Source organism: Enterobacter sp. Cy-643 (assembly GCF_011752815.1).
Lineage (GTDB): Bacteria > Pseudomonadota > Gammaproteobacteria > Enterobacterales > Enterobacteriaceae > Cedecea.
The window spans coordinates 59724-81106 of sequence record NZ_VWWV01000008.1 but is presented as its reverse complement, the minus strand read 5'-3'; the positions used below and the strand labels follow the sequence as shown (position 1 = coordinate 81106).

Genomic DNA, 21383 nt, shown 5'->3' with positions numbered 1-21383 from the left:
AAGGCCCCAGAAAAGGGGCCTTTCAGTCTCTGCCTTTCCCGCCCCTTTCCTCGCCTGTGCTAAACTCCCCGCCAATTCTGTTTGCTAAATGAGTCTGCTATGAAACGTGAACTTGCCATCGAATTTTCCCGCGTCACCGAAGCCGCCGCCCTTGCTGGCTACAAATGGCTTGGCCGCGGCGATAAAAATGTCGCCGACGGTGCAGCGGTAAACGCGATGCGTATCGTCCTTAACCAAATCAATATCGACGGCGAGATCGTCATTGGTGAAGGCGAAATTGACGAAGCACCGATGCTCTACATCGGCGAAAAAGTCGGAACCGGCAAAGGCGACGCGGTAGATATCGCCGTTGACCCAATAGAAGGTACGCGCATGACGGCGATGGGCCAGGCCAACGCTCTGGCGGTGCTCGCGGTGGGAGATAAAGGCACGTTCCTCAATGCGCCCGATATGTATATGGAGAAACTGATTGTAGGGCCGGGCGCCAAAGGCGTCATCGACCTTAATCTCAGCCTCGAGGACAACCTTCGCCGCATCGCCGCCGCGCTGGAAAAACCGCTGAGCGAATTGACCGTGACAATTCTGGCCAAGCCTCGCCACGACGAAACGATCAAAGAGATGCAGAAGCTTGGCGTGCGCGTATTTGCGGTTCCTGATGGCGACGTCGCTGCCTCTATTTTGACCTGCATGCCGGACAGCGAAGTTGATGTTCTCTATGGGATCGGCGGCGCGCCGGAAGGCGTGGTTTCAGCGGCAGTGATCCGCGCGCTGGACGGCGACATGCAGGGCCGCCTGCTGGCTCGCCACCACGTAAAAGGCAACAGCGAAGAAAATCGTCGCATCGGCGAACAGGAGCTGGCGCGCTGCAAAGCGATGGGTATTGAGGCTGAACGCGTGCTCAAGCTTGATGAAATGGCGCGTAACGATAACGTGATTTTCTCTGCTACCGGCATCACCAAAGGCGACCTGCTGGAAGGGATCACCCGTAAAGGCAATATGGCCACCACGGAGACGTTGCTGATTCGCGGTAAATCTCGCACGATTCGCCGCATTCAGTCTATCCACTATCTCGATCGTAAAGATACCGAGGTACAGAAGCATATTCTGTAACGTTTCTCGTTTGTTGGTTCGAGCTTTCCGGCTCGTTTGGGCTGGAAATGCGGCCATATTCTGGTGAAGATAGGTAAAAAGCAACGACGGGAGTACAACATGGCGGAGTGGGTTACAGGTAAAGTTACCAGAATTCAAAACTGGACGGATTCTCTCTTCAGCCTGACGGTTCACGCGCCGGTACATGCGTTTACCGCCGGGCAATTTACCAAGCTTGGGCTGGAAATTGACGGCGAACGCGTGCAGCGCGCCTACTCTTACGTGAATGCCCCCAGTAATCCCGATCTCGAGTTCTACCTGGTTACCGTTCCCGAAGGTAAACTCAGCCCTCGTCTGCATGCGCTCAAGCCAGGCGATGAAGTGCAGCTGGTAAGTGAAGCCGCCGGATTCTTTGTGCTAGAGGAAATCCCCGAGTGTAAAACGCTCTGGATGCTGGCCACCGGGACCGCGCTGGGACCTTATCTTTCTATCCTGCAGGAAGGCAAAGACCTTGAGCGTTTTGAGAACATCGTGCTGCTCCATGCGGTCCGCTACGCCAGCGATTTAAGCTATCTCCCGCTGATGCTCGAGCTGCAAGAGCGTTACCAGGGCAAACTGCGCATCCAAACCGTGGTCAGCCGGGAAACGGTCTCAGGCTCACTCACCGGCCGTGTTCCAGCGCTGATTGAAAGCGGTGAGCTGGAAGCCGCCGTGGGTTTACCGATGGAAAACGAAACCAGCCATGTGATGCTGTGCGGTAACCCGCAAATGGTCCGTGACACCCAACAGCTTTTGAAAGATACCCGGCAAATGACCAAACATCTGCGCCGCAGGCCTGGCCATATGACCGCCGAGCATTACTGGTAAATCACCGGAATTTAACTTCGCTGGTCTCTTTCCCGAAGCGATTTTCGCCCTGGGTGCCAACAAAAGCGCCCAGGTCCATCAGCACCATGACGAAAATAAGCGTCGGGATAAAACGCCCTAATCCCCACTGCCACAGGGTGCCAAAGGTTTCCCAGTTGCCTGCCACAAGCAGCCACGCAGGAATAAACAGTAAAGCCCACCAGCCTTTTTTATCCCTGTCGTGCAGGCGTTTCACGATCACCGCCGCCGTCGGAATCAACGAGCCGGTGAGGAAGAAACCCGCCGTGGAATATGGCATGATTTCGGCCCCGGCCAGGGTAAACAGAATAATCAGCCCGACTATCCACGCGCCGATCCAAATCCAAAAATCGCGGCGTCCAATACGCCCTTTAAAAGAGAACAACCATTGCTGTATGGTCATGGGTAAGGTCCTTATTATTTTATCGCGGCGTAGTGTACCCTGGTCACCGCCCGTTTTGACAAGCCAACGGATTGCCGATTTAATCGGGATGATGAATCCATCAGGAGAAGTGTGTCGATGAAATATCTGCTGCCTGCCCTCGTGCTGCTGGCGCTGCCTTTGGCGGTGAGCCGGGCAGATCCTGCGTCAGATGCAGTTTCTCAACTTCCGGCGGCGCCTTATTTGCTACCCGGCGCACCCACTTTCGATCTGACCATTACCCAGTTTCGCGGCAAATTTGATATTGATAATCCGTCGCTGCCCCTGAACGAATTTCGCGCCGTGGAGAAGAGCCGCGACAAAGCCAATCTGACCCGCGCCGCCACCAAGATCAACGAAAACCTTTATGCTTCTGTGGCACTGGAACTCGGCACCCTAAAAATTAAGTCGATGCAGATAACCTGGCTACCCATTCAGGGGCCGGAGCAAAAGGCTGCCCGCAGCAAAGCGCTGGAGTATATGGCCGCGATTATCCGCAGCTTCACCCCAACGCTCTCTAAGGCGCAAAGCCAGCAGAAGCTGACCAAACTGCTCAGCGACGGCAAAAATAAACGCTATTACGCGCAGAACGACGGTGCGATTCGTTATGTCGTAGCAGATAACGGCGAAAAGGGGCTAACTTTCGCCGTTGAACCGATTAAGCTAACGCTATCTGAGACGCTAAACAGCGGCGAATAAATGACAAAAAGCAAAGCCTTTCGCCCGCTGACTCTCTATACTGTTTCACAGACCAAGCTGCCCGACGGGCAGTGATTCTTTTTATTGCTTACCGCGTGGAGAATTAAAATGCGACATCCTTTAGTGATGGGTAACTGGAAACTGAACGGCAGCAAACACATGGTTAACGAGCTTGTTGCTAACCTGCGTAAAGAGCTGTCTGGCGTGGAAGGCTGCGGCGTGGCTATCGCCCCACCGACCATGTATCTGGACCTGGCGAAACACGCTGCTTCCGGTAGCCACATCATTCTTGGCGCGCAGAACGTAGACGTTAATCTGTCCGGCGCGTTTACCGGTGAAGTTTCTGCAGAGATGCTGAAAGATATCGGTGCTAAATACATCATCATCGGCCACTCTGAGCGCCGTACCTATCACGCTGAGTCTGATGAGTTCATCGCTAAGAAATTCGCCGTGCTGAAAGCCGCAGGCCTGGTGCCAGTTCTGTGCATCGGTGAAAGCGAAGCTGAAAACGAAGCGGGCAAAACCGAAGAAGTTTGTGCACGCCAGATCGACGCCGTGCTGAAAACTCAGGGCGCAGCGGCCTTCGAAGGTGCGGTAATCGCTTACGAACCAATCTGGGCTATCGGTACCGGTAAATCTGCAACCCCAGCTCAGGCTCAGGCGGTACACAAATTTATCCGTGACCACATTGCTAAAGCTGACGCGAAAGTGGCTGAGCAAGTGATCATCCAGTACGGCGGCTCCGTTAACGATAAAAACGCAGCAGAGCTGTTTGCTCAGCCAGACATTGACGGCGCGCTGGTTGGCGGTGCATCCCTGAAAGCTGACGCTTTCGCGGTTATCGTTAAAGCAGCAGCTGAAGCGAAAAAAGCGTAATTACGCGAATAATATTGATGAACGGCTCCGCTTGCGGAGCCGTTTTTTTTAGAGTTTGTGCAGCAGTTGGAACCAGCCATAGTCCAGCGGCAGCAAAATCGAAAACGTCACCACGGCCAGCACCAGGCAAAGCTTCATCCCTTCCCTTGCCGGGACTTTTCCCAGCCCCATCGCCACCACAATCGGCGACGCCATATACGGCAGAAGCGGCGTTGAGTAACCCAGCACCTGAATCATAATCACCGACAAAAGCGGGAAACCGGTCGCCTGCGAAAAACTCTCGGCAAAAGTGGTATAGAGCGCGGGAACGCCGTTCGCAGTGACGATGAAGTTAAGCAGGCTGGTGATACCGGTTAGCGCAGCAAAGCTGGTGAACGGCCTGCTGGCATCCAGGGGCATAATCGCCATTAGCTTCTCGCCCACAAGGGCCCCAAGGCCGATATGCGTTACGGTCGTGGCCAGCGCCAAAATGCCCGCGACATAGAAACAGGTGCGCACATTTACACCGCTGGCAAATTCCTCACCGGAGATAAACCCCACGCGCGGCAACAGCGTCACGCAGGCGGCAATCAGCCCTATCCATGCAGGACCAATACCGTGCCAGCTTTCCGTCACCCACAGCCCGAGCACAACGACCAGCAGCCACGCCAGCCGTCTTTCCTCGGGGCTCATCGGCCTTGGATTCTCAATTTGCTTTGGCGGCAGCGGTTTGCCGGGAAATAGCCAGGCAATCAGGCCTATCAGCACTAATCCTTTCAGGATGCCAAGCACCGGAGTGTGCAACAGCAAATAAGGCAGATAGTTAAGATGCAGGCCATAAGACCCTTCAGCCGCCCCGCTCATCACCAGATTCGGCACATTCGCGGGTAAGATCGTCGCCGAGAGCTGGAAAGTGCCAAACCCCACGGCCAGCGCCAGGCCGTACCAGGCGCGGGTACCTTCGCCGATGGACGCTCTTTTCGCCATCGCCGCAACAATCGGCATCAACAGGGCAATGCGCCCCATATTTGACGGCATAACAAATGCTAGCGCATAGCTTAGCAGCACGACGCTGCCAACCATATGTAGCCAGGAGTCCGTCAGCCGGGCAGACAGCGCCCGCGCAACTCGATCGGCCAGACCCGTTTTACGAATCGCAATCCCCAGCACAAAACCGCTAAATACCAGCCAGAAAGCCGACGAGGCAAAACCACTGAAAATCACCTCGGCCGGAGCTATCTTTGCCACCATCGCCGCGGCAAAAAATAACAGGGCAGTCAGGTATTCCGGGAGGGCAGAAGTGGCCCAAAGGACAATGGTGATAAGGATAATAATGCCGGGCAGGATCAGAGGGTCTGACAACCAGAGCGACATACCTGTCTCCTAGTGGTAGTGAATCTCACCAAAATAGTCAGAGAGAACGTAATAGCGGCAATACTCAAACGGTCGAGTTTCTCCGGCCATAAACGTCTGGCGGGACACGGAAAGCAGCGGCTTATTCTGTTCAATTTGCAGCTTTTCGCAGAGATCGGCCCCCGGCAAAATCGCGTCAACTTTTTCAATCGCTGAATCGCTTTTCACCTTCAACAGGCTATAGAGCGAAACATTTTCCAGGGCTTCTGCCGTCAGTGTTAAGCCGGGGAAGAAAGAGAGATCGAGATAGATTTTCTCATGGTTAAACGGGCGGTTGTTCAGGCAGCGGATACGAGAAATATAGAGATAATGATGATGGGCGGGCAAGCTGAGCCCATCTTCCTGAGCATCGCGGGCGCGCCGCGGGGCTATCTCAAGAATACGGTTTTCAACCGCCACGCTGGCATCGCGCAGATCGGAGGTAATGCCGCGAAAGGTGTGCCCGTAGCTCACGCCTTCCGGCACGGCGCTAACCACCGAACCGCTGCCGCGCTGAGAAGTGATAATGCCGGCACCAATCAGTTCACTCCATGCCTGTTTGACCACAATCAGCGAAACATTATAGGCCTGGGCTAACGCCTTTTGCGTTGGGAGCTGGCTCCCCAGCGGAAGCGCCCCGCTTTGGATCTGCTGGCAGATGATGTAAAACAACTGTTTGTATAGCGGAGTAAAACTCGTCTTATCAACCTGCAAGCTGCTTACCTCAAAGTCTGCCAGACGGGGACGGCATAGCCGCCCCACAGAGCACAACGTTAGCCTGTAATCTGCCTGGCGAGTTCTGCCAAATCGAAATGGTTCATGCGATTAATGGTTGTTAAGTAATCGGCAGGAAAAGCATCAGCACCATGGAAAGCGCCGGAAAGTGCCCCAACCATGGTGGCGACGGTATCGGTATCATTGCCGATGTTAACGCCGGAAATAATAGCATCAACGGCAGAATCCGGACAACAAGCGAACAGGCCAAATGCGGCGGGCACGGCTTCGCTGACATGCAGCCCGGAACCAATAATATCGGCCAGCTCAACAATCGCCGTTTCCCAGCTCAGGTGACGCTTACCAATGGACACGGCCAGCTCTATGCGTCTTGCCACAGAAGGCCCTGCAACGATCATCGCCCCTTGTTCCTGCGCCAGCGCATAGCCACGGTCTGCACCATAAATACCGGCCGCAATAATACTTTCGGCGCTGGTGACGTTTTGCAGCGCTTCGCTGGTCGCCGCCGCCATTGCCGCTGCGCCGGACATCGCCAGCACGTTATTATGGGTAAAGCGCGTAATGTCCAGCGCGGACTGGATCGCCGCCTCAATATCACCCGGGTGCAGCACCGCCGCAGGCCAGATTTTCATCGCCGCGCCGTTGGTCGCTTCCGCATTGCCCTTATTAACTATCTGGACGGATTGCTTCTCGCCCTCCAGTTCACCCTGCAAAGAAGCCCGGTTATCGTTGAAGATAGCTTTCATGGCTGCGCGGGTCGTGGGGCCGGTAAAATTGGCATAGAACGGGTAATCCAGCCAGCGCTGAAACGCCTCGCGCATTACGCCATCGCTCACTTTACGCTGGTGCTTTAGCAAAGCATCAATGATGTATTTCGCCTGGATAAAATCGTCGGTACACATCCCTGCTTCATTGCAACGGCCAAAAGTATCGGCAGGCGGCTTTTCGAAGCCGGTCACCCAGCCCCCAAAATAATCGCGAATCTGTTGCTGAGTTCGTACCTCTGTGGCCGCCCCCATAGCATCAGCAGCGGCGGCGCCGATCAGGCACCCGAGAATTTTGTTGTGTTCAACGTTCATAAATAACTCCTAAGGGGTTGAGGTTATTTTTTATCGGATGGCTGGCCCGAAAGGCGGCAAACTGTTCCGGATAAGGCAATGCCGTCATTGCCCCTTTGGCCGTCACCGCCATAGCACCACAGACGTTGGCGTTATCTATTGCCTCCGCAAGCAGCCTGCGATCCCATTCTGCAGACTGAGAAAGGGTGTAAAGTAGCCCGCCAACAAAGGCATCTCCCGCTCCGGTGGTATCCACCACGGTGACTTGCGGCGCAGGGAAGCTAAACTCGCCCTCCGGCGATACCAGCAGAGCACCCTGCTCGCCGAGGGAAATAATGGTCGTCTCGCAGCCCATTTGGCGAATCAGGTGACGGGCATCCTGCCAATGCTCCACCTCACCCAGCCAGCAAAGCTCGTCCGCAGACACTTTGCAGATAGACGCCTCACCAATCGCTTTTGCCAGTAGAGGCCTGATTTCACTGGCGTCTCGCCACATGTTGATGCGCAGGTTAACGTCGAACATGACATGTCCCCCGGCCTCTTTTATTCGCCGGGCGCCCTCCAGGCAGGCTTCCCGAGCGGGACTCTCGGTCAGCCCTATCGAGCTAAAATAGAACCATTGGTCGGCCCTAAACTCGGGAAGATCCTGAGGAGAAACAAAGGCATCAGCCCCTGGATGAACCAGATAAGTAAAGCTGCGTTCTCCCTCAGGCGTGAGGTTCACAATCAATACCGCGCTGGTTTGCCGTGGATCAAGCCGCAATGACGTGACATCAACGCCATCATCGCGGAGAGTATGCTGCAGAAAGTGACCGGCATCGTCGTCACCAAGGCAACCTATAAATCCGCAGTTTCCCCCCAGACGCGCAACGCAAACCGCCACGTTTGCCGATGCGCCACCGGGGCATTTCAGGTAGGTATTAACCTGCTCAGGCATCAGATCCACCGAAGCATCGCCAATCACCCAAACCTTGTTGCGTTGATGCATAAAGCCCTCCTCAGGCCTGGCGGTGAGCCAGATCGGCCTGAATATCACGGTAGTAATGGTTATTGATCAGATACTTTTTCATTAATAGCCCGACGGCCAGGTGGAACAGCGACGGGATCATCGTCATCATCAGTGCGATACCGACCAGCGACCTTGCACTCTGCTGAACGTCGGCCTGATAGCCAAAGTGGCTAAGCAAGAACCCAAGTACACCGCCCGCGATACCCATGCCGAATTTCTGGAAGAACAGGATGCCGCCGAAGGCCAGACCAGAGACCCGTAATCCGGTCTTCTTCTCACCGTAATCCACCGCCTCAGCAATCGAGGACCAAAACACCGGCATTTGCATGTCGCAGAAGAAGTTGATCAGGAAGTAGAAGATGAATGCGAGAACCAGGTTCTGCTGACCGACGCTGAAATACATCGCGAAGCTCAGAGCAAAAGTGATCAATTGGGTGTAACGGAACATTTTGATTTTGTCCCAGAATTTCGTCACCCAGGTGGTAACCACCATGGCCAGAATAGAGGCGACTACGCCAGTGGTCAGGAAAGGAGATATCAGGGCATCGCCGCCGCCAAGATAATATTTCGCATAATAAGCCGCCACGGAACCACGAATCACATAGCCACACATCAGCAACATGATGACTACGCCCAAAATCAGCCACTGGTCGTTGCGCAGCAAAGTAGCAAACTGCTGCTTTATGCCCAGCGACGGCAACTCCGGTTCGCTGCGCTCGCGGGTGGTCAAAAAACAGAAAACAAAGAGCAGGGTTCCCATCAAGCCCATTAACCCCATCGAAAGCTGGTAGCCGTGGGCTTTACTGCCCTGTCCCAGCCACACTGCCAGCATAGGTACAACGATAGTGACCAGAAACGCGGCTATCTTTGTCATGACAAAACGGTAGCCATTGGCGCTCAGCCGTTCGACCGGGTCGTTACTGATCACGCCGATCAGCGAAATATAGGGAATGGTGATCGCGGTATAGACCACGGTCATCAGGATATAGGTGAAGTAGGCCCATGCCAGTTTTGCCGTATAGGCAACGTCGGGCGTAATAAACATCAGATAAACGGCAAAGCCGAACGGCGCAGCAAACCAAATCAGCCACGGGCGATAGCGCCCCCAGCGTGTCGATATTTTATCCGTTAGCATCCCCATTGCCGGGTCGATAAAAGCGTCGATCATGCGCACAACTATCAGTAATACGCCGACATCCGCGGCCTTAAGGCCGTAGATATCGGTATAGAAATAGGCCAACAGAAGCTGCATGGCCACGATCACTACGTTAATCGCCATATCCCCGGCGCCAAATCCCACTTTTTCCACGATTGACAGTTTCATATCGGTATTCCTTTGGCACCGTAAGGCGCAAGAATGTCGAACAGGAGAAGAGATAACTGCGTGAAATAAATATTTTTTAACGGTATCTGTAGCCGAACAGCGCGGGGATAGCGTCAGGGAGGAGAGTACGTCAACCTAAAAAGATATAAAGGTATGCTTTTATATCTTTAGATCGATTTCACATTATTTAAATATGAGATGCACGGACAAGACATGAGAGTGTGATTTTGATCAAAAAAAGCCAATATGAATTTAAGATGCCGCGTGATCTGAGCGAACACAATAAAAAAACCCGGCAGCCTTAGCTACCGGGTTCTTTTCTTCCACTCTCCGGCAGGTGATTAACCGACCGTGCAGTAGAGTTTAACGCTTGCTGATTTGGTCGAAACTGCCGCCGTTAGAGAAGTGATCCTGCTGCGCCTTCGTCCAGCCACCAAACTCTTCATCAATGGTGTAGAGCTTCAGTTTCGGGAACACTTTTTCGTATTTCTTCGCAACTTCCGGATCGCGCGGACGATAGTAATTCTTCGCCGCAATCTCCTGGCCTTCAGGCGAGTAAAGATACTTCAGATAGGCTTCCGCCACGGCCTGAGTCCCTTTCTTCTCAACAACCTTGTCCACTACGGACACCGTCGGTTCCGCAAGAATAGATTCGCTCGGGGTCACAATCTCAAATTTGTCTTTGCCTAATTCATTGGTCGCCAGCAGCGCCTCGTTTTCCCACGCAATCAGCACATCGCCAATGCCGCGTTCAACAAAGGTGTTGGTCGAACCACGGGCACCGGAGTCCAGCACCTCTACGTTTTTGAATAAGGCTTTAACGAAGTCCTGCGCTTTCGCCTGATCGTTATTGTTGTGGTGCAATGCATAACCCCACGCCGCTAAATAGTTCCAGCGCGCGCCGCCGGAGCTTTTCGGGTTTGGCGTGATGACGGAAACGCCAGGTTTGATCAAGTCGTTCCAGTCATGAATTTGTTTAGGGTTGCCTTTGCGCACCAGGAATACAATGGTGGATGTGTATGGCGCAGAATTGTCCGGCAGGCGCTTGATCCAGTTTTTATCAATGCGCCCGCGCTCGGCGATGGCATCAACGTCATAGGCCAGCGCCAGGGTCACAACGTCGGCTTCAATACCATTGATGACCGACGTTGCCTGCTTCCCGGATCCGCCGTGAGACTGGCGCACGGTGACCGTATCACCGGTTTGCTGCTTCCAGTGAGCGCTGAACGCTTTGTTGTATTCTTCATACAGTTCACGAGTCGGATCGTAAGACACGTTGAGTAACTGAATATCCTTCGCCAGTACGCCACCAGAAGCCAAAAGTAATGTTAAACCCACGCCCCACTTGTTCATCGCCCGCTCTCTTTATGAAGTTTGATGCAGTCAGCCTGCCAGAAACCATTTCAATGATTAAAGAAAAAAAAAAGATTGGCTATAACTTTTGGCGATATAACAGGTAATAAAAAACCGGGCCATGCCCGGTTTTCGCTGACAGCACCTCGGCTTAGTACAGCTTTTTAGCGCAATCCAGCCAGTCACCTTTAAACGGACGCTTCATATTTTCAATCGCGTCGATGATGTCATGGTGAACCAGTTTTTCGTTCTGAATACCTACGCAGCGACCGCCAAAGCCCTGCAGCAGCAGTTCGATGGAATAAGCACCCATACGAGATGCAAGGATACGGTCATACGCTACCGGAGAACCTCCGCGCTGGATGTGGCCCAGAACGGTAGCGCGGGTTTCGCGCTTGGTTTCGGTTTCGATGTATTTAGCCAGTTCATCAACATCGCAAATGTGCTCGGTGATAGCCACAATAGCGTGTTTCTTACCTTTCGCAATGCCAGCTTTGATTTCTGCCACCAGATCTTCACGGCTGAATTCAACTTCCGGCAGCACCACAAACTCACAGCCACCGGCGATAGCCGCAGCCAGAGTAAGGTCACCGCAGTAACGTCCCATCACTTCAACGATAGAGATACGCTGGTGTGAAGAGGAGGTATCACGCAGGCGGTCAATCGCCTCAACTACGGTTTCCAGCGCAGTGAAGTAACCAATGGTGTAGTCGGTGCCTTTGATATCGTTATCGATGGTGCCCGGCAGGCCGATGCAAGGGAAGCCCATTTCGGTCAGGCGCATTGCCCCCATGTAAGAACCATCGCCGCCGATAACTACCAGCGCATCAATGCCGCGTTTTTTCAAGTTTTCGATAGCCACGGCGCGGATGTTTTCATCACGGAACTCAGGGAAGCGAGCGGAGCCGAGGAATGTACCGCCACGGTTGATCATGTCGGACACGCTATAGCGGTCGAGCTGCACCATGCGATCTTCGTACAGACCCAGGTAGCCATCATAGACACCCATGACTTCCAAACCTTCTGACAGCGCTGCACGCACCACACCGCGGATAGCCGCGTTCATGCCCGGCGCATCACCGCCACTCGTCAACACACCAATTTTTTTGATCATGACTACCTCTGAACTTTGAAAGCAAAATTAATCCTGTTGCCGGAAAACGCTGCGGGCAATCCGAAACTTCGACGCTGCCCAAATAGTATAACAACGGCTCCCAGCTGAATTGATTCAGGTCAGGCCAAATGGCGGTACATTATGCAAAAACTGCCAGTCAGCGCCAACTTTCCAACGTAAAACTAAAGCTCGAAATGCCCCTGCCGTCCCGTTGGAACAACAGAGCAAGGATCCTGATGGATAATCACATCCGATCCTGGAAAACGATGCAGAATCGCCTGCTCCACCTGTTCAGCAACAACGTGCGCCTGAACCAGCGGTAAATTATCTTCCATCTCAATATGAAGCTGTATAAAGCGGGTCGGCCCTGACTGCCGCGTTCGGAGATCGTGTGCTCCTCTGACGCCAGGCCACGCGTTCACGATATCAATAATAGCCTGACGTTCCTCGTCTGGTAACGCCCGATCAAGCAGCGATTGCACGGCTTCATAACCCATTTGCAGCGCGCTATACAAAATGTACACGCCAATACCCAAAGCAAACAGCGAATCAGCACGATGCCAACCGTACCAGGAAAGAGCCAGCGCAATAAGAATTGCGCCATTCATCATAACATCAGACTGATAATGAAGCATATCGGCCCGGACGGCCTGGCTTTGTGTTTTTCGTACCACCCAGCGCTGGAACGTCACCAAAATTAAGGTGCTTATCAGTGACACAATCGTCACCGCCACACCAATGCCAGGATCTTTCATCGGTGCAGGATCGGCCAGATGCTGAATACCGGTTAAAAACAGGAACAGCGCAGAGCCCGAAATGAACATGCTTTGAGCAAGGGCGGCTAGTGACTCCGCTTTACCGTGACCAAACGTATGCTCTTCATCTGCCGGCTGGAGCGAATAGCGCACCACAAGCAAATTCGTCAATGAAGCAGCGATATCGACCAGTGAATCCACCAGCGCCGCCAGGATACTGACCGAGCCGGTATACCACCAGGCGAAAATTTTTATTAACAGTAGCAACGACGCCATGACGGTCGCCGCGATTGCAGCCCGGCTAACCAGCTGCCCATATTGTTGATTCATGGGGGCTCCCGCAGGTGAATGCCGCTAGTATAGCGGATCAGGTCTGAGCGTCGGGCAAAAAAAACCCGCCTGGTGAGGCGGGGAAGACAGGGATGGTGTCTATGGCAAGGAAAACAGGGTTTGTTACTGGTTACTACGGGTACTGCTACTACTCATTGCCTGCAGCGAAACGCCCTGCTGCAGTTCAGACAGTTCACGGAGATGGTCCATGCGCTGCTGGTGTTTCTCATTTAAAGCGGCTTGCTGCTCTGGACTGAGTAAGTGGTACATTTGGTTGCGTACTTTTGCCATCTCAACCTGGCGGGCAACCTGTTCTTGTGCCATTTTTTCAGCCTGAGCTTTTACTGCCACTTCATCAAATTTATCTGCGGTGATCAGGCGATGCATGATCTCCATTTCGCTAACATTAACGGGTGGGCTATCATGCCTTGCCCGGTGCATAAGATCTCGCATCTGTTGGCGCTGTTGCTCAGTCAAACTTATGCCGTCAAACATGTGATTCTGAGCGTTGTTTCGTTTTGCCAGATTGTCGCTTTGTGGCCAGTTAACGCCGGTCGGCAAATCATCGGCTGAGCTGGCTAAAGAGATAAATGCCAGTGTTGAGGCCATGACGACAGCGGTAACATTGCGCATCACTTGCTCCCGAAATCTTTGTGTGCTGCGATTCAACGAGAGCCAGTCTACGATTCCCGCTGCAAACTAGCGTCAGGGGGTGTAAAACAACGTAAAGTCATGGATTAGCGCGCCTTGATGACGTAATTTCTGCCTCGGAGGTAATTTCACAATGAATAAAATCCTGTTAGTTGATGATGACCGAGAGCTGACTTCCCTGCTAAAGGAATTGCTCGACATGGAAGGTTTTGACGTGATTGTTGCTCATGATGGTGAGCAAGCGTTGACGCTTCTGGACGACAGCATCGACCTGTTATTGCTTGACGTAATGATGCCTAAGAAAAATGGTATTGATACGTTGAAAGAACTTCGCCAGACACACCAAACACCCGTTATTATGCTTACCGCTCGCGGTAGCGAACTTGACCGCGTACTTGGCCTTGAGCTGGGTGCCGATGACTACTTACCAAAACCCTTTAACGATCGTGAGCTGGTCGCCCGTATTCGTGCCATCCTGCGTCGTTCACACTGGAGCGAACAGCAACAAAACAGCGATAGCAGTTCACCGACGGTAGAAGTCGATGGGCTGAGTCTCAATCCAGGCCGCCAGGAAGCGAGTTTCGACGGACAAGCGCTGGACTTAACCGGTACCGAATTCACGCTGCTGTATCTCCTTGCTCAGCATCTGGGTCAGGTAGTTTCACGTGAACACCTGAGCCAGGAAGTTCTGGGTAAACGCTTAACTCCGTTTGACCGTGCGATAGACATGCATATTTCCAACCTGCGTCGTAAATTACCGGATCGCAAAGACGGCCATCCGTGGTTTAAAACCTTACGTGGTCGCGGCTATCTGATGGTTTCCGCTTCATGATAAGTAGCCTTACCGCGCGCATTTTTGCCATCTTCTGGCTGACGCTGGCTCTGGTACTGATGTTAGTTTTAATGCTGCCGAAGCTGGATTCACGCCAGATGACCGAGCTGATGGAAAATGAGCAACGTCAGGGCTACATGATTGAGCAACACGTCGAAGCGGAGCTGGCAACCGATCCACCGAACGATTTGATGTGGTGGCGGCGTCTGTTCCGTGCCATCGACAAATGGGCACCTCCAGGCCAGCGTTTGCTGCTGGTCACCAGCGAAGGGCGCGTCATTGGCGCCCAACGCAACGAAATGCAGATCATCCGTAACTTTATCGGTCAGTCCGATAACGCCGATCACCCCCAGAAAAAGAAATATGGTCGAGTTGAACTAGTTGGGCCCTTTTCGGTGCGAGATGGTGAAGATAACTACCAACTTTACCTGATTCGCCCGGCCAGTAGCTCGCAATCTGACTTCATCAACCTGCTGTTCGACCGCCCTTTGCTGCTGCTGATTGTCACCATGTTGGTAAGTTCTCCGCTGCTACTTTGGCTGGCCTGGAGCCTTGCGAAACCCGCCCGTAAGCTGAAGAATGCGGCAGATGAAGTGGCCCAGGGCAACTTACGCCAGCATCCGGAACTCGAGGCTGGGCCACAGGAATTCCAGGCCGCGGGCGCGAGCTTCAACCAAATGGTGACTGCGTTGGAGCGAATGATGACGGCGCAGCAGAGGTTGTTGTCGGATATCTCCCATGAACTCCGCACGCCGCTGACCCGCCTGCAGCTTGGAACCGCGCTACTGCGTCGCCGCAGCGGTGAGAGCAAAGAGTTGGGACGCATAGAAACAGAAGCCCAGCGTCTGGACGGCATGATTAATGACCTGCTGGTGATGTCGCGCAATCAGCAAAAAAATGCGCTGGTCAGCGAAACAATGAAAGCGAACCAAATCTGGGCAGAAATGCTGGATAACGCTGCGTTTGAAGCAGAGCAAATGGGTAAGTCGCTGGAAGTCACCTACCCGCCGGGTCCGTGGCTGATGTACGGTAACCCAAATGCCCTGGAAAGTGCGCTGGAGAATATTGTTCGCAATGCTCTGCGTTACTCGCACACCAAGATAGCTGTGAATTTCTCCGTCGATAATCAGGGCATTACCGTCACCGTTGACGATGACGGCCCGGGCGTCAGTCCGGAAGACAGAGAGCAGATTTTCCGTCCGTTTTATCGTACGGATGAAGCGCGCGATCGTGAGTCGGGTGGTACAGGCTTAGGTCTGGCCATCGTCGAAACTGCCGTGCAGCAGCATCGTGGCTGGGTAAAAGCTGACGACAGCCCGCTTGGAGGCCTTCGCCTGACGCTCTGGCTACCGCTTTATCACCGCTGACAAGCAGGAAAAATATTCGCTATAACAGGCTCTACGGAGCCTGTTTTCGTTTCTGCTCAGTAGCTATTTTGCTATTCTTCGCCCCTAGTTGATGGGGGTTGTATGTTAAATATCGTTTTGTTTGAGCCTGAAATTCCGCCCAATACCGGGAACATTATCCGCCTGTGTGCCAACACTGGTTTCCGCCTGCATATCATTGAGCCGATGGGCTTTCCCTGGGATGATAAACGCCTGCGTCGCGCCGGGCTGGATTATCACGAATTTACGACAGTGCTGCGCCATCACGACTATAACGCTTTTCTGGAAGCCGAAAACCCTCAGCGCCTGTTTGCTTTAACGACCAAGGGAACGCCCGCCCACAGTGATGTGAGCTATCAGGCTGGGGATTATTTGATGTTTGGCCCGGAAACTCGCGGGCTACCCGCTGAGATACTGAACGCTATGCCACCCGAACAAAAGATTCGCATTCCCATGATGCCGGACAGCCGCAGCATGAACCTCTCTAACTCGGTGTCCGTGGTGGTCTATGAAGCCTGGCGCCAGCTAGGGTATCAAGGCGCTGTTCTCAGAAGCTAAATGCCGTCGCCGTATTCAAAGCCTGCGCCGTTGAAGTGCTGATCCATATCTATCGCTGGCTTGTCACTTCCCGGCGTACCCACGATTCGCGCCGGCACGCCGGCTGCCGTTGTATGCGGGGGAACAGGCTGTAGCACGACGGAGCCTGCACCAATTTTTGCGCCGGTGCCGACCTCAATATTGCCGAGGATCTTGGCACCCGCACCAATCATTACGCCTTCGCGGATTTTCGGATGGCGATCGCCACTGGTTTTACCGGTACCGCCCAGCGTGACCGATTGCAGAATAGACACATCGTTCTCGACTACCGCAGTCTCACCAATGACAATCCCGGTGGCATGGTCAAGCATGATCCCACACCCAATTTTTGCCGCAGGATGAATATCAACCTGGAAAGAGACGGAGACCTGGTTCTGCAAGAAGATAGCCAGCGCCTGCCGGCCCTGTAGCCAAAGCCAATGACCAATACGATACGCCTGCAACGCATGAAAGCCTTTAAGATAAAGCAGCGGCGTTGAATACTTGTCTACTGCCGGGTCACGGGTGCGAACAGCCTGAATGTCGCAAGCCGCAGAAGCAATCATCTGCGGATCGGCAGCGTAGGCTTCTTCGACAACTTCACGAATAGCAATTGCTGGCATGATCGGCGAAGCCAGCTTATTGGCCAGCATGTAGCTAAGCGCGTTTCCAAGATTATCGTGCTTGAGGAGCGTCGCATGATAAAAACTGGCCAACATGGGTTCACAATCCGCAAGCGCTCGCGCTTCGGCTTTAATATTGCTCCACACCAAATCCAGTTCTTCAGACGACATTGCTCTCTCCAGACATAAAAACAACGCCCGACACCAGGGTCGGGACGTTTCAGTTATTGCGGTGTATTAAGCGATCCTTCATTTGCCGCTTCGTTCATCCTTACGAGTACGACCAAGCAACGTTAATGCTGCCTCGCGCGCATTTTTTCCGCAATACAATACCTGATAAATTTCCTCGGTTATTGGCATTTCGACGCCTACCCGAGCCGCCAGCTCGCGAACTTCTTTGGTATTGCGATAGCCTTCAACCACCTGGCCAATCTTTTGCTGTGCACCGTCCACATCCATTCCCTGACCGAGCATCATGCCAAAGCGACGGTTGCGGGACTGGTTGTCGGTACAGGTCAGCACCAGATCGCCAAGGCCGGCCATCCCCATAAAGGTTTCCGGCGAAGCACCAAGTGCTCTGCCAAGGCGAGTCATCTCCGCGAGACCACGAGTGATAAGCGCGGTACGCGCATTGGCGCCAAACCCGATGCCGTCCGACATCCCTGCGCCAATAGCGATAACGTTTTTCACCGCACCGCCAAGCTGAACGCCAATGAAATCGGGATTGCTGTAGACGCGAAAACTTTTACCACAGTGCAGCAGATGTTGAAGATCGTCCGCAAACGGGTCGTCGGTCGCCGCAAGCGCAATCGCCGTCGGTAAACCTGCTGCCAGCTCTTTAGCGAATGTCGGGCCAGAAATAACGGCCAGAGGAACATCATCCCCCAGCGCCTCACGGGCTACGTCCTGCAGTAATCGACCCGTTTCAGCTTCCAGACCTTTTGTCGCCCACACAACACGTGCGTCCGGGCGCATCAGCGGCTTGATTTGACGCAACACTTGCCCGAACACATGGCTCGGTACAACCACCAAAATATTGCGGCTGGCAGCCAGCGCTACGGCTAAATCACTCTCGAGATGTAGGGTGTCGGGAAAAGCGACATCGGGCAGGAAAGCCGCATTGCAGCGATCGGCCTGCAGCGTGGCGATATGTTTGGCATCATGACCCCAAAGCACAACGTGGTGGCCATTTCTCGCAAGGGTGATTGCGAGAGCGGTGCCGTAAGAACCGGCACCGATAACAGTCATTGAAGCATTAAGGCTGTTCATCAGGCATCCTGATGGTTTTCAGCACCTTCGCCAGCTTGCTGCTGCAGATAGTTCATGAACAACGCATCGAAGTTAACCGGTGCAAGGTTCAGCTGCGGGAAAGTGCCGCGAGAAACCAGGCTAGTGATACATTCACGCGCATATGGGAACAGAATGTTCGGGCAGTATGCGCCCAGGCAATGCGCCAGCTGCGTGCCTTCGATACCGTCAACGGAGAAGATACCCGCCTGCTGAACTTCGCACAGGAAAGCGGTGTCTTCGCCCAGCGTAGCGGTCACGGTTACGCGCAGCACAACTTCATAAACATTTTCAGCCAGTTGGCTGGATGCAGTATCCAGATCCAGTTTTACTTCCGGCTGCCAGTCTTTCTGGAAAACGTGCGGTGCGTTAGGTGCTTCGAAAGAGACATCCTTGGTATAAACACGCTGAATCTGGAAACCCATTTCTGTATTGTTTTGTTCTGACATTGTTAACCCTTAAATTTAAACGTCCTTACTCTGCGATACGCGGCAGACAAACCACACTAGCTCAGCAGGGGATCGAGTCCACCACGCGCATCCAGTGCGTACAAGTCATCGCAACCGCCAATGTGCTGTGCGTCAATAAAAATCTGCGGTACCGTGGTGCGACCACTGCGTTTGATCATCTCTTCCCGCTTAGCGGCATCACCATCAATAGGTAATTCCTGGAACGCCACGCCTTTTTCATTCAGCAGGGCTTTTGCACGGTGGCAAAAAGGACACGTCGCTTTGGTGTAGATCTCAATATTCGCCATGGTTTACCTCAGTTTTCCAGATTATTTACCGCGAACCAGCGGCAGGTTTTCCCCGCTCCAGCCGGCAATGCCTTCTTTTAGCAGCGCAACCTGCTCAAAACCAGCCTTGTGCAACAAAGCCGCTGATTCTTGTGAAGAAACACCGTTAGCGCATACCACAATAATGGGCTTCGCTTTATGTTTTTCAAGTTCACCCAGGCTGCCGCTTTTGATTTCAGTTGGCAGCACGTTCAGTGAATTTGCAATGTGGCCTTTACGAAAATCATCACGCTGGCGTACATCAACAACCACCGCATCTTCTTTGTTAATTAAGCGAGTGGCTTCACCGCGGGTGATCACTTTGACTTTAGAAGCCAGACCTTTAAAGGTCATAAAAAGTACCGCGGCCAGCAGGCCAACCCACGCCAGACTAAGTATGGGGTGGCGGCCAACGAATTGCATAATTTCTTGCATGGGGGGTAGTAACTCCCGACTAAGTAATGATGAGAAAACCAGGTGGGGAGTATACCTTCGCGTTGTGGCAATTACAGCCAGTCTGAATAATGTTATGTGGATTCTGCGGGCTGTTACGAAAAAAAAGAACCAGACTGATGAAATCCGATCGCCATCCAACCTCTTTCTTTGATCTTCTGCGGCTATTCGCCCGGATCGACTGTAGTAAAATTACGCAAATTTTGTCTTAGACTCAGAGGTTGTTGCAATGTCGGTTACTAAAAAACCTATGGTCCTGGTCATTCTCGATGGCTATGGCCACCGCGAAGAACAGCAGGATAACGCGATTCTTAATGCTAAAACGCCGGTGATGGATAGCCTGTGGGCCCAGCGTCCGCATACCCTGATCAACGCATCAGGCCTGGAAGTCGGCCTGCCGGATGGGCAAATGGGTAACTCCGAAGTGGGCCACGTTAATCTCGGGGCTGGCCGCATCGTTTATCAGGATCTCACTCGCCTGGACGTTGAAATTAAAGAACGTACTTTCTTTGCTAACCCGGTATTGACTGGAGCGGTTGATAAAGCCGTTGCCGCCGGTAAAGCAGTACACATCATGGGCCTGGTCTCTCCCGGTGGCGTTCACAGCCATGAAGACCATATCCTTGCGATGATTGAGCTGGCCGCCGAACGAGGTGCCGAAGCCATCTACCTGCATGCTTTCCTTGATGGCCGTGACACGCCACCGCGTAGCGCTGAGTCTTCCCTGAAGAAATTTGCCGATAAGTTCGCCGAGCTGGGCAAAGGCCGTGTCGCCACGCTGATTGGGCGCTATTACGCCATGGACCGCGACAACCGCTGGGATCGCGTTGAGCTGGCTTACGACCTGATGACTCAGGCCAAAGGTGAATTCCAGGCAGACAATGCGGTTGCTGGTCTGGAAGCCGCTTACGCCCGTGACGAAAACGATGAATTTGTTAAGCCAACCGTGATTCGCGCCGCAGGTGAAGCCGAATCTGCTATGAACGACGGTGATGCGCTTATCTTCATGAACTTCCGCGCTGACCGTGCCCGTCAGATCACGCGCGCCTTCGTTAACGCCGATTTCGACGGTTTCAAGCGCAAAAAAGTGGTGCAGTTTGGCGATTTCGTGATGCTGACCGAATACGCCGCAGACATTAAAACGGCCTGCGCTTACCCACCTGCTTCACTGTCCAATACCTTCGGTGAGTGGATGGCGAAACACAACAAAACCCAGCTTCGCATCTCGGAAACCGAGAAATACGCGCATGTGACATTCTTCTACAACGGTGGGGTTGAAGAACCGTTCGCTGGTGAAGACCGCGTGCTGGTGAATTCTCCGAAAGTGGCGACCTACGATTTGCAGCCTGAAATGAGCTCCGCAGAGCTGACCGACAAGCTGTTGAGTGCCATCAACAGCGGCAAGTACGACACCATTATCTGCAACTACCCTAACGGTGATATGGTTGGCCATACCGGCGTCTATGATGCCGCTATTTCCGCCGTTGAAGCTCTGGATAACTGTATCGCCCAGGTCGTTAAAGCCGTTGAGGCCGTTGGCGGCCAGCTGCTGATCACCGCAGACCACGGTAACGCAGAGCAAATGCGCGACCCGGCTACCGGCCAGGCCCATACCGCGCACACCAGCCTGCCGGTTCCGCTGATCTACGTAGGTGAAAAAAAGCTGAAAGCTGTCGCTGGCGGCAAGCTTTCTGACATCGCGCCAACCATGTTGAGCCTGATGGGAATGGAAATCCCGCACGAGATGACTGGCAAGCCGCTGTTCATCGTGGAATAATCCCT

Annotated in this window: 23 protein-coding genes; 8 read left to right on the top strand and 15 right to left on the bottom strand. The window is 53.4% G+C overall.

The annotated features are described in order from the left end of the window. The first annotated feature begins 99 nt into the window (after positions 1-99). Positions 100-1110, top strand: coding sequence for a class II fructose-bisphosphatase (gene glpX, locus F3J29_RS20875; protein ID WP_166868964.1), 1011 nt, complete (start codon positions 100-102; stop codon positions 1108-1110). Positions 1111-1209: 99 nt separating this feature from the next. After that, on the top strand, positions 1210-1956 hold the full coding sequence (gene fpr / locus F3J29_RS20870; RefSeq protein ID WP_166868962.1) for a ferredoxin--NADP(+) reductase: 747 nt from the start codon (positions 1210-1212) through the stop codon (positions 1954-1956). Between the two features lies 1 nt (position 1957). On the opposite strand, the gene F3J29_RS20865 is transcribed toward fpr, so the two are convergent. Next, positions 1958-2377 (bottom strand): DUF805 domain-containing protein, encoded by a 420-nt coding sequence (locus F3J29_RS20865; RefSeq protein WP_008457512.1) that lies wholly within the window; start codon positions 2375-2377, stop codon positions 1958-1960. Between the two features lie 117 nt (positions 2378-2494). Here F3J29_RS20865 and F3J29_RS20860 point away from each other — a divergent pair, with 117 nt between their 5' ends. Continuing rightward, positions 2495-3094 carry a DUF1454 family protein gene (locus F3J29_RS20860; protein WP_166869002.1) on the top strand — a complete coding sequence of 200 codons (600 nt, stop codon included), beginning with the start codon at positions 2495-2497 and terminating at the stop codon, positions 3092-3094. 108 nt (positions 3095-3202) lie between these two features. Beyond that, a complete protein-coding gene (gene tpiA, locus F3J29_RS20855) occupies positions 3203-3970 on the top strand; it encodes a triose-phosphate isomerase (protein ID WP_008457509.1) in 768 nt (255 codons plus the stop codon). 48 nt (positions 3971-4018) lie between these two features. On the opposite strand, the gene F3J29_RS20850 is transcribed toward tpiA, so the two are convergent. From F3J29_RS20850 to cpxP, 9 genes are all read right to left on the bottom strand, one after another. Continuing rightward, complete coding sequence (locus tag F3J29_RS20850) at positions 4019-5323, bottom strand: SLC13 family permease (RefSeq protein ID WP_166868960.1); 1305 nt, start codon at positions 5321-5323, stop codon at positions 4019-4021. 9 nt (positions 5324-5332) lie between these two features. After that, positions 5333-6055 (bottom strand): GntR family transcriptional regulator, encoded by a 723-nt coding sequence (locus F3J29_RS20845; protein ID WP_166868958.1) that lies wholly within the window; start codon positions 6053-6055, stop codon positions 5333-5335. Between the two features lie 59 nt (positions 6056-6114). Further along, positions 6115-7155, bottom strand: a complete 1041-nt coding sequence (locus tag F3J29_RS20840; protein WP_166868956.1) for an ADP-ribosylglycohydrolase family protein — start codon at positions 7153-7155, stop codon at positions 6115-6117. Continuing rightward, the gene (locus tag F3J29_RS20835) at positions 7145-8122 is read right to left on the bottom strand and encodes a PfkB family carbohydrate kinase (RefSeq protein ID WP_166868954.1); all 978 of its coding nucleotides are present in this window, start codon (positions 8120-8122) and stop codon (positions 7145-7147) included. Before F3J29_RS20835 ends, F3J29_RS20840 begins: the two co-directional genes overlap by 11 nt. Before the next feature lie 10 nt (positions 8123-8132). After that, positions 8133-9467 carry an MFS transporter gene (locus F3J29_RS20830; RefSeq protein WP_166868952.1) on the bottom strand — a complete coding sequence of 445 codons (1335 nt, stop codon included), beginning with the start codon at positions 9465-9467 and terminating at the stop codon, positions 8133-8135. 363 nt (positions 9468-9830) lie between these two features. Next, on the bottom strand, positions 9831-10820 hold the full coding sequence (locus F3J29_RS20825) for a sulfate ABC transporter substrate-binding protein (protein WP_039299158.1): 990 nt from the start codon (positions 10818-10820) through the stop codon (positions 9831-9833). 151 nt (positions 10821-10971) lie between these two features. Beyond that, a complete protein-coding gene (gene pfkA, locus F3J29_RS20820) occupies positions 10972-11934 on the bottom strand; it encodes a 6-phosphofructokinase (protein ID WP_008457500.1) in 963 nt (320 codons plus the stop codon). A 182-nt stretch (positions 11935-12116) separates the two neighbouring features. Continuing rightward, positions 12117-13019 carry a CDF family cation-efflux transporter FieF gene (gene fieF / locus F3J29_RS20815; RefSeq protein WP_166868950.1) on the bottom strand — a complete coding sequence of 301 codons (903 nt, stop codon included), beginning with the start codon at positions 13017-13019 and terminating at the stop codon, positions 12117-12119. A 123-nt stretch (positions 13020-13142) separates the two neighbouring features. Then, positions 13143-13652, bottom strand: a complete 510-nt coding sequence (gene cpxP / locus F3J29_RS20810; protein ID WP_008457489.1) for a cell-envelope stress modulator CpxP — start codon at positions 13650-13652, stop codon at positions 13143-13145. Between the two features lie 151 nt (positions 13653-13803). Here cpxP and cpxR point away from each other — a divergent pair, with 151 nt between their 5' ends. From cpxR to trmL, 3 genes are all read left to right on the top strand, one after another. Further along, entirely contained in the window at positions 13804-14502 is a 699-nt protein-coding gene (gene cpxR / locus F3J29_RS20805) for an envelope stress response regulator transcription factor CpxR (RefSeq protein WP_008457487.1), read from the top strand. Continuing rightward, on the top strand, positions 14499-15869 hold the full coding sequence (cpxA, locus tag F3J29_RS20800) for an envelope stress sensor histidine kinase CpxA (protein ID WP_008457485.1): 1371 nt from the start codon (positions 14499-14501) through the stop codon (positions 15867-15869). Before cpxR ends, cpxA begins: the two co-directional genes overlap by 4 nt. 102 nt (positions 15870-15971) lie before the next feature. Then, the gene (gene trmL, locus F3J29_RS20795) at positions 15972-16445 is read left to right on the top strand and encodes a tRNA (uridine(34)/cytosine(34)/5-carboxymethylaminomethyluridine(34)-2'-O)-methyltransferase TrmL (RefSeq protein ID WP_166868946.1); all 474 of its coding nucleotides are present in this window, start codon (positions 15972-15974) and stop codon (positions 16443-16445) included. Here the strand turns inward: trmL and cysE are convergent. The 5 genes from cysE to F3J29_RS20770 all read right to left on the bottom strand — a co-directional run bounded on the left by cysE (position 16442) and on the right by F3J29_RS20770 (position 19583). Next, entirely contained in the window at positions 16442-17257 is an 816-nt protein-coding gene (cysE, locus tag F3J29_RS20790; protein WP_008457483.1) for a serine O-acetyltransferase, read from the bottom strand. The two genes, trmL and cysE, sit on opposite strands and share 4 nt — an antisense overlap. A gap of 78 nt (positions 17258-17335) precedes the next feature. After that, positions 17336-18355 (bottom strand): NAD(P)H-dependent glycerol-3-phosphate dehydrogenase, encoded by a 1020-nt coding sequence (gpsA, locus tag F3J29_RS20785; protein ID WP_166868944.1) that lies wholly within the window; start codon positions 18353-18355, stop codon positions 17336-17338. Continuing rightward, a complete protein-coding gene (gene secB / locus F3J29_RS20780; protein ID WP_008457481.1) occupies positions 18355-18822 on the bottom strand; it encodes a protein-export chaperone SecB in 468 nt (155 codons plus the stop codon). The genes gpsA and secB overlap by 1 nt, the downstream gene beginning before the upstream one ends. Positions 18823-18878: 56 nt before the next feature. Continuing rightward, on the bottom strand, positions 18879-19130 hold the full coding sequence (gene grxC, locus F3J29_RS20775; protein ID WP_008457480.1) for a glutaredoxin 3: 252 nt from the start codon (positions 19128-19130) through the stop codon (positions 18879-18881). Positions 19131-19151: 21 nt separating this feature from the next. Next, a complete protein-coding gene (locus tag F3J29_RS20770; RefSeq protein WP_166868943.1) occupies positions 19152-19583 on the bottom strand; it encodes a rhodanese-like domain-containing protein in 432 nt (143 codons plus the stop codon). 247 nt (positions 19584-19830) lie between these two features. On the opposite strand from F3J29_RS20770, the gene gpmM reads away from it, so the two are divergent. Then, on the top strand, positions 19831-21378 hold the full coding sequence (gpmM, locus tag F3J29_RS20765) for a 2,3-bisphosphoglycerate-independent phosphoglycerate mutase (protein WP_166868941.1): 1548 nt from the start codon (positions 19831-19833) through the stop codon (positions 21376-21378). Positions 21379-21383: the final 5 nt, after the last annotated feature.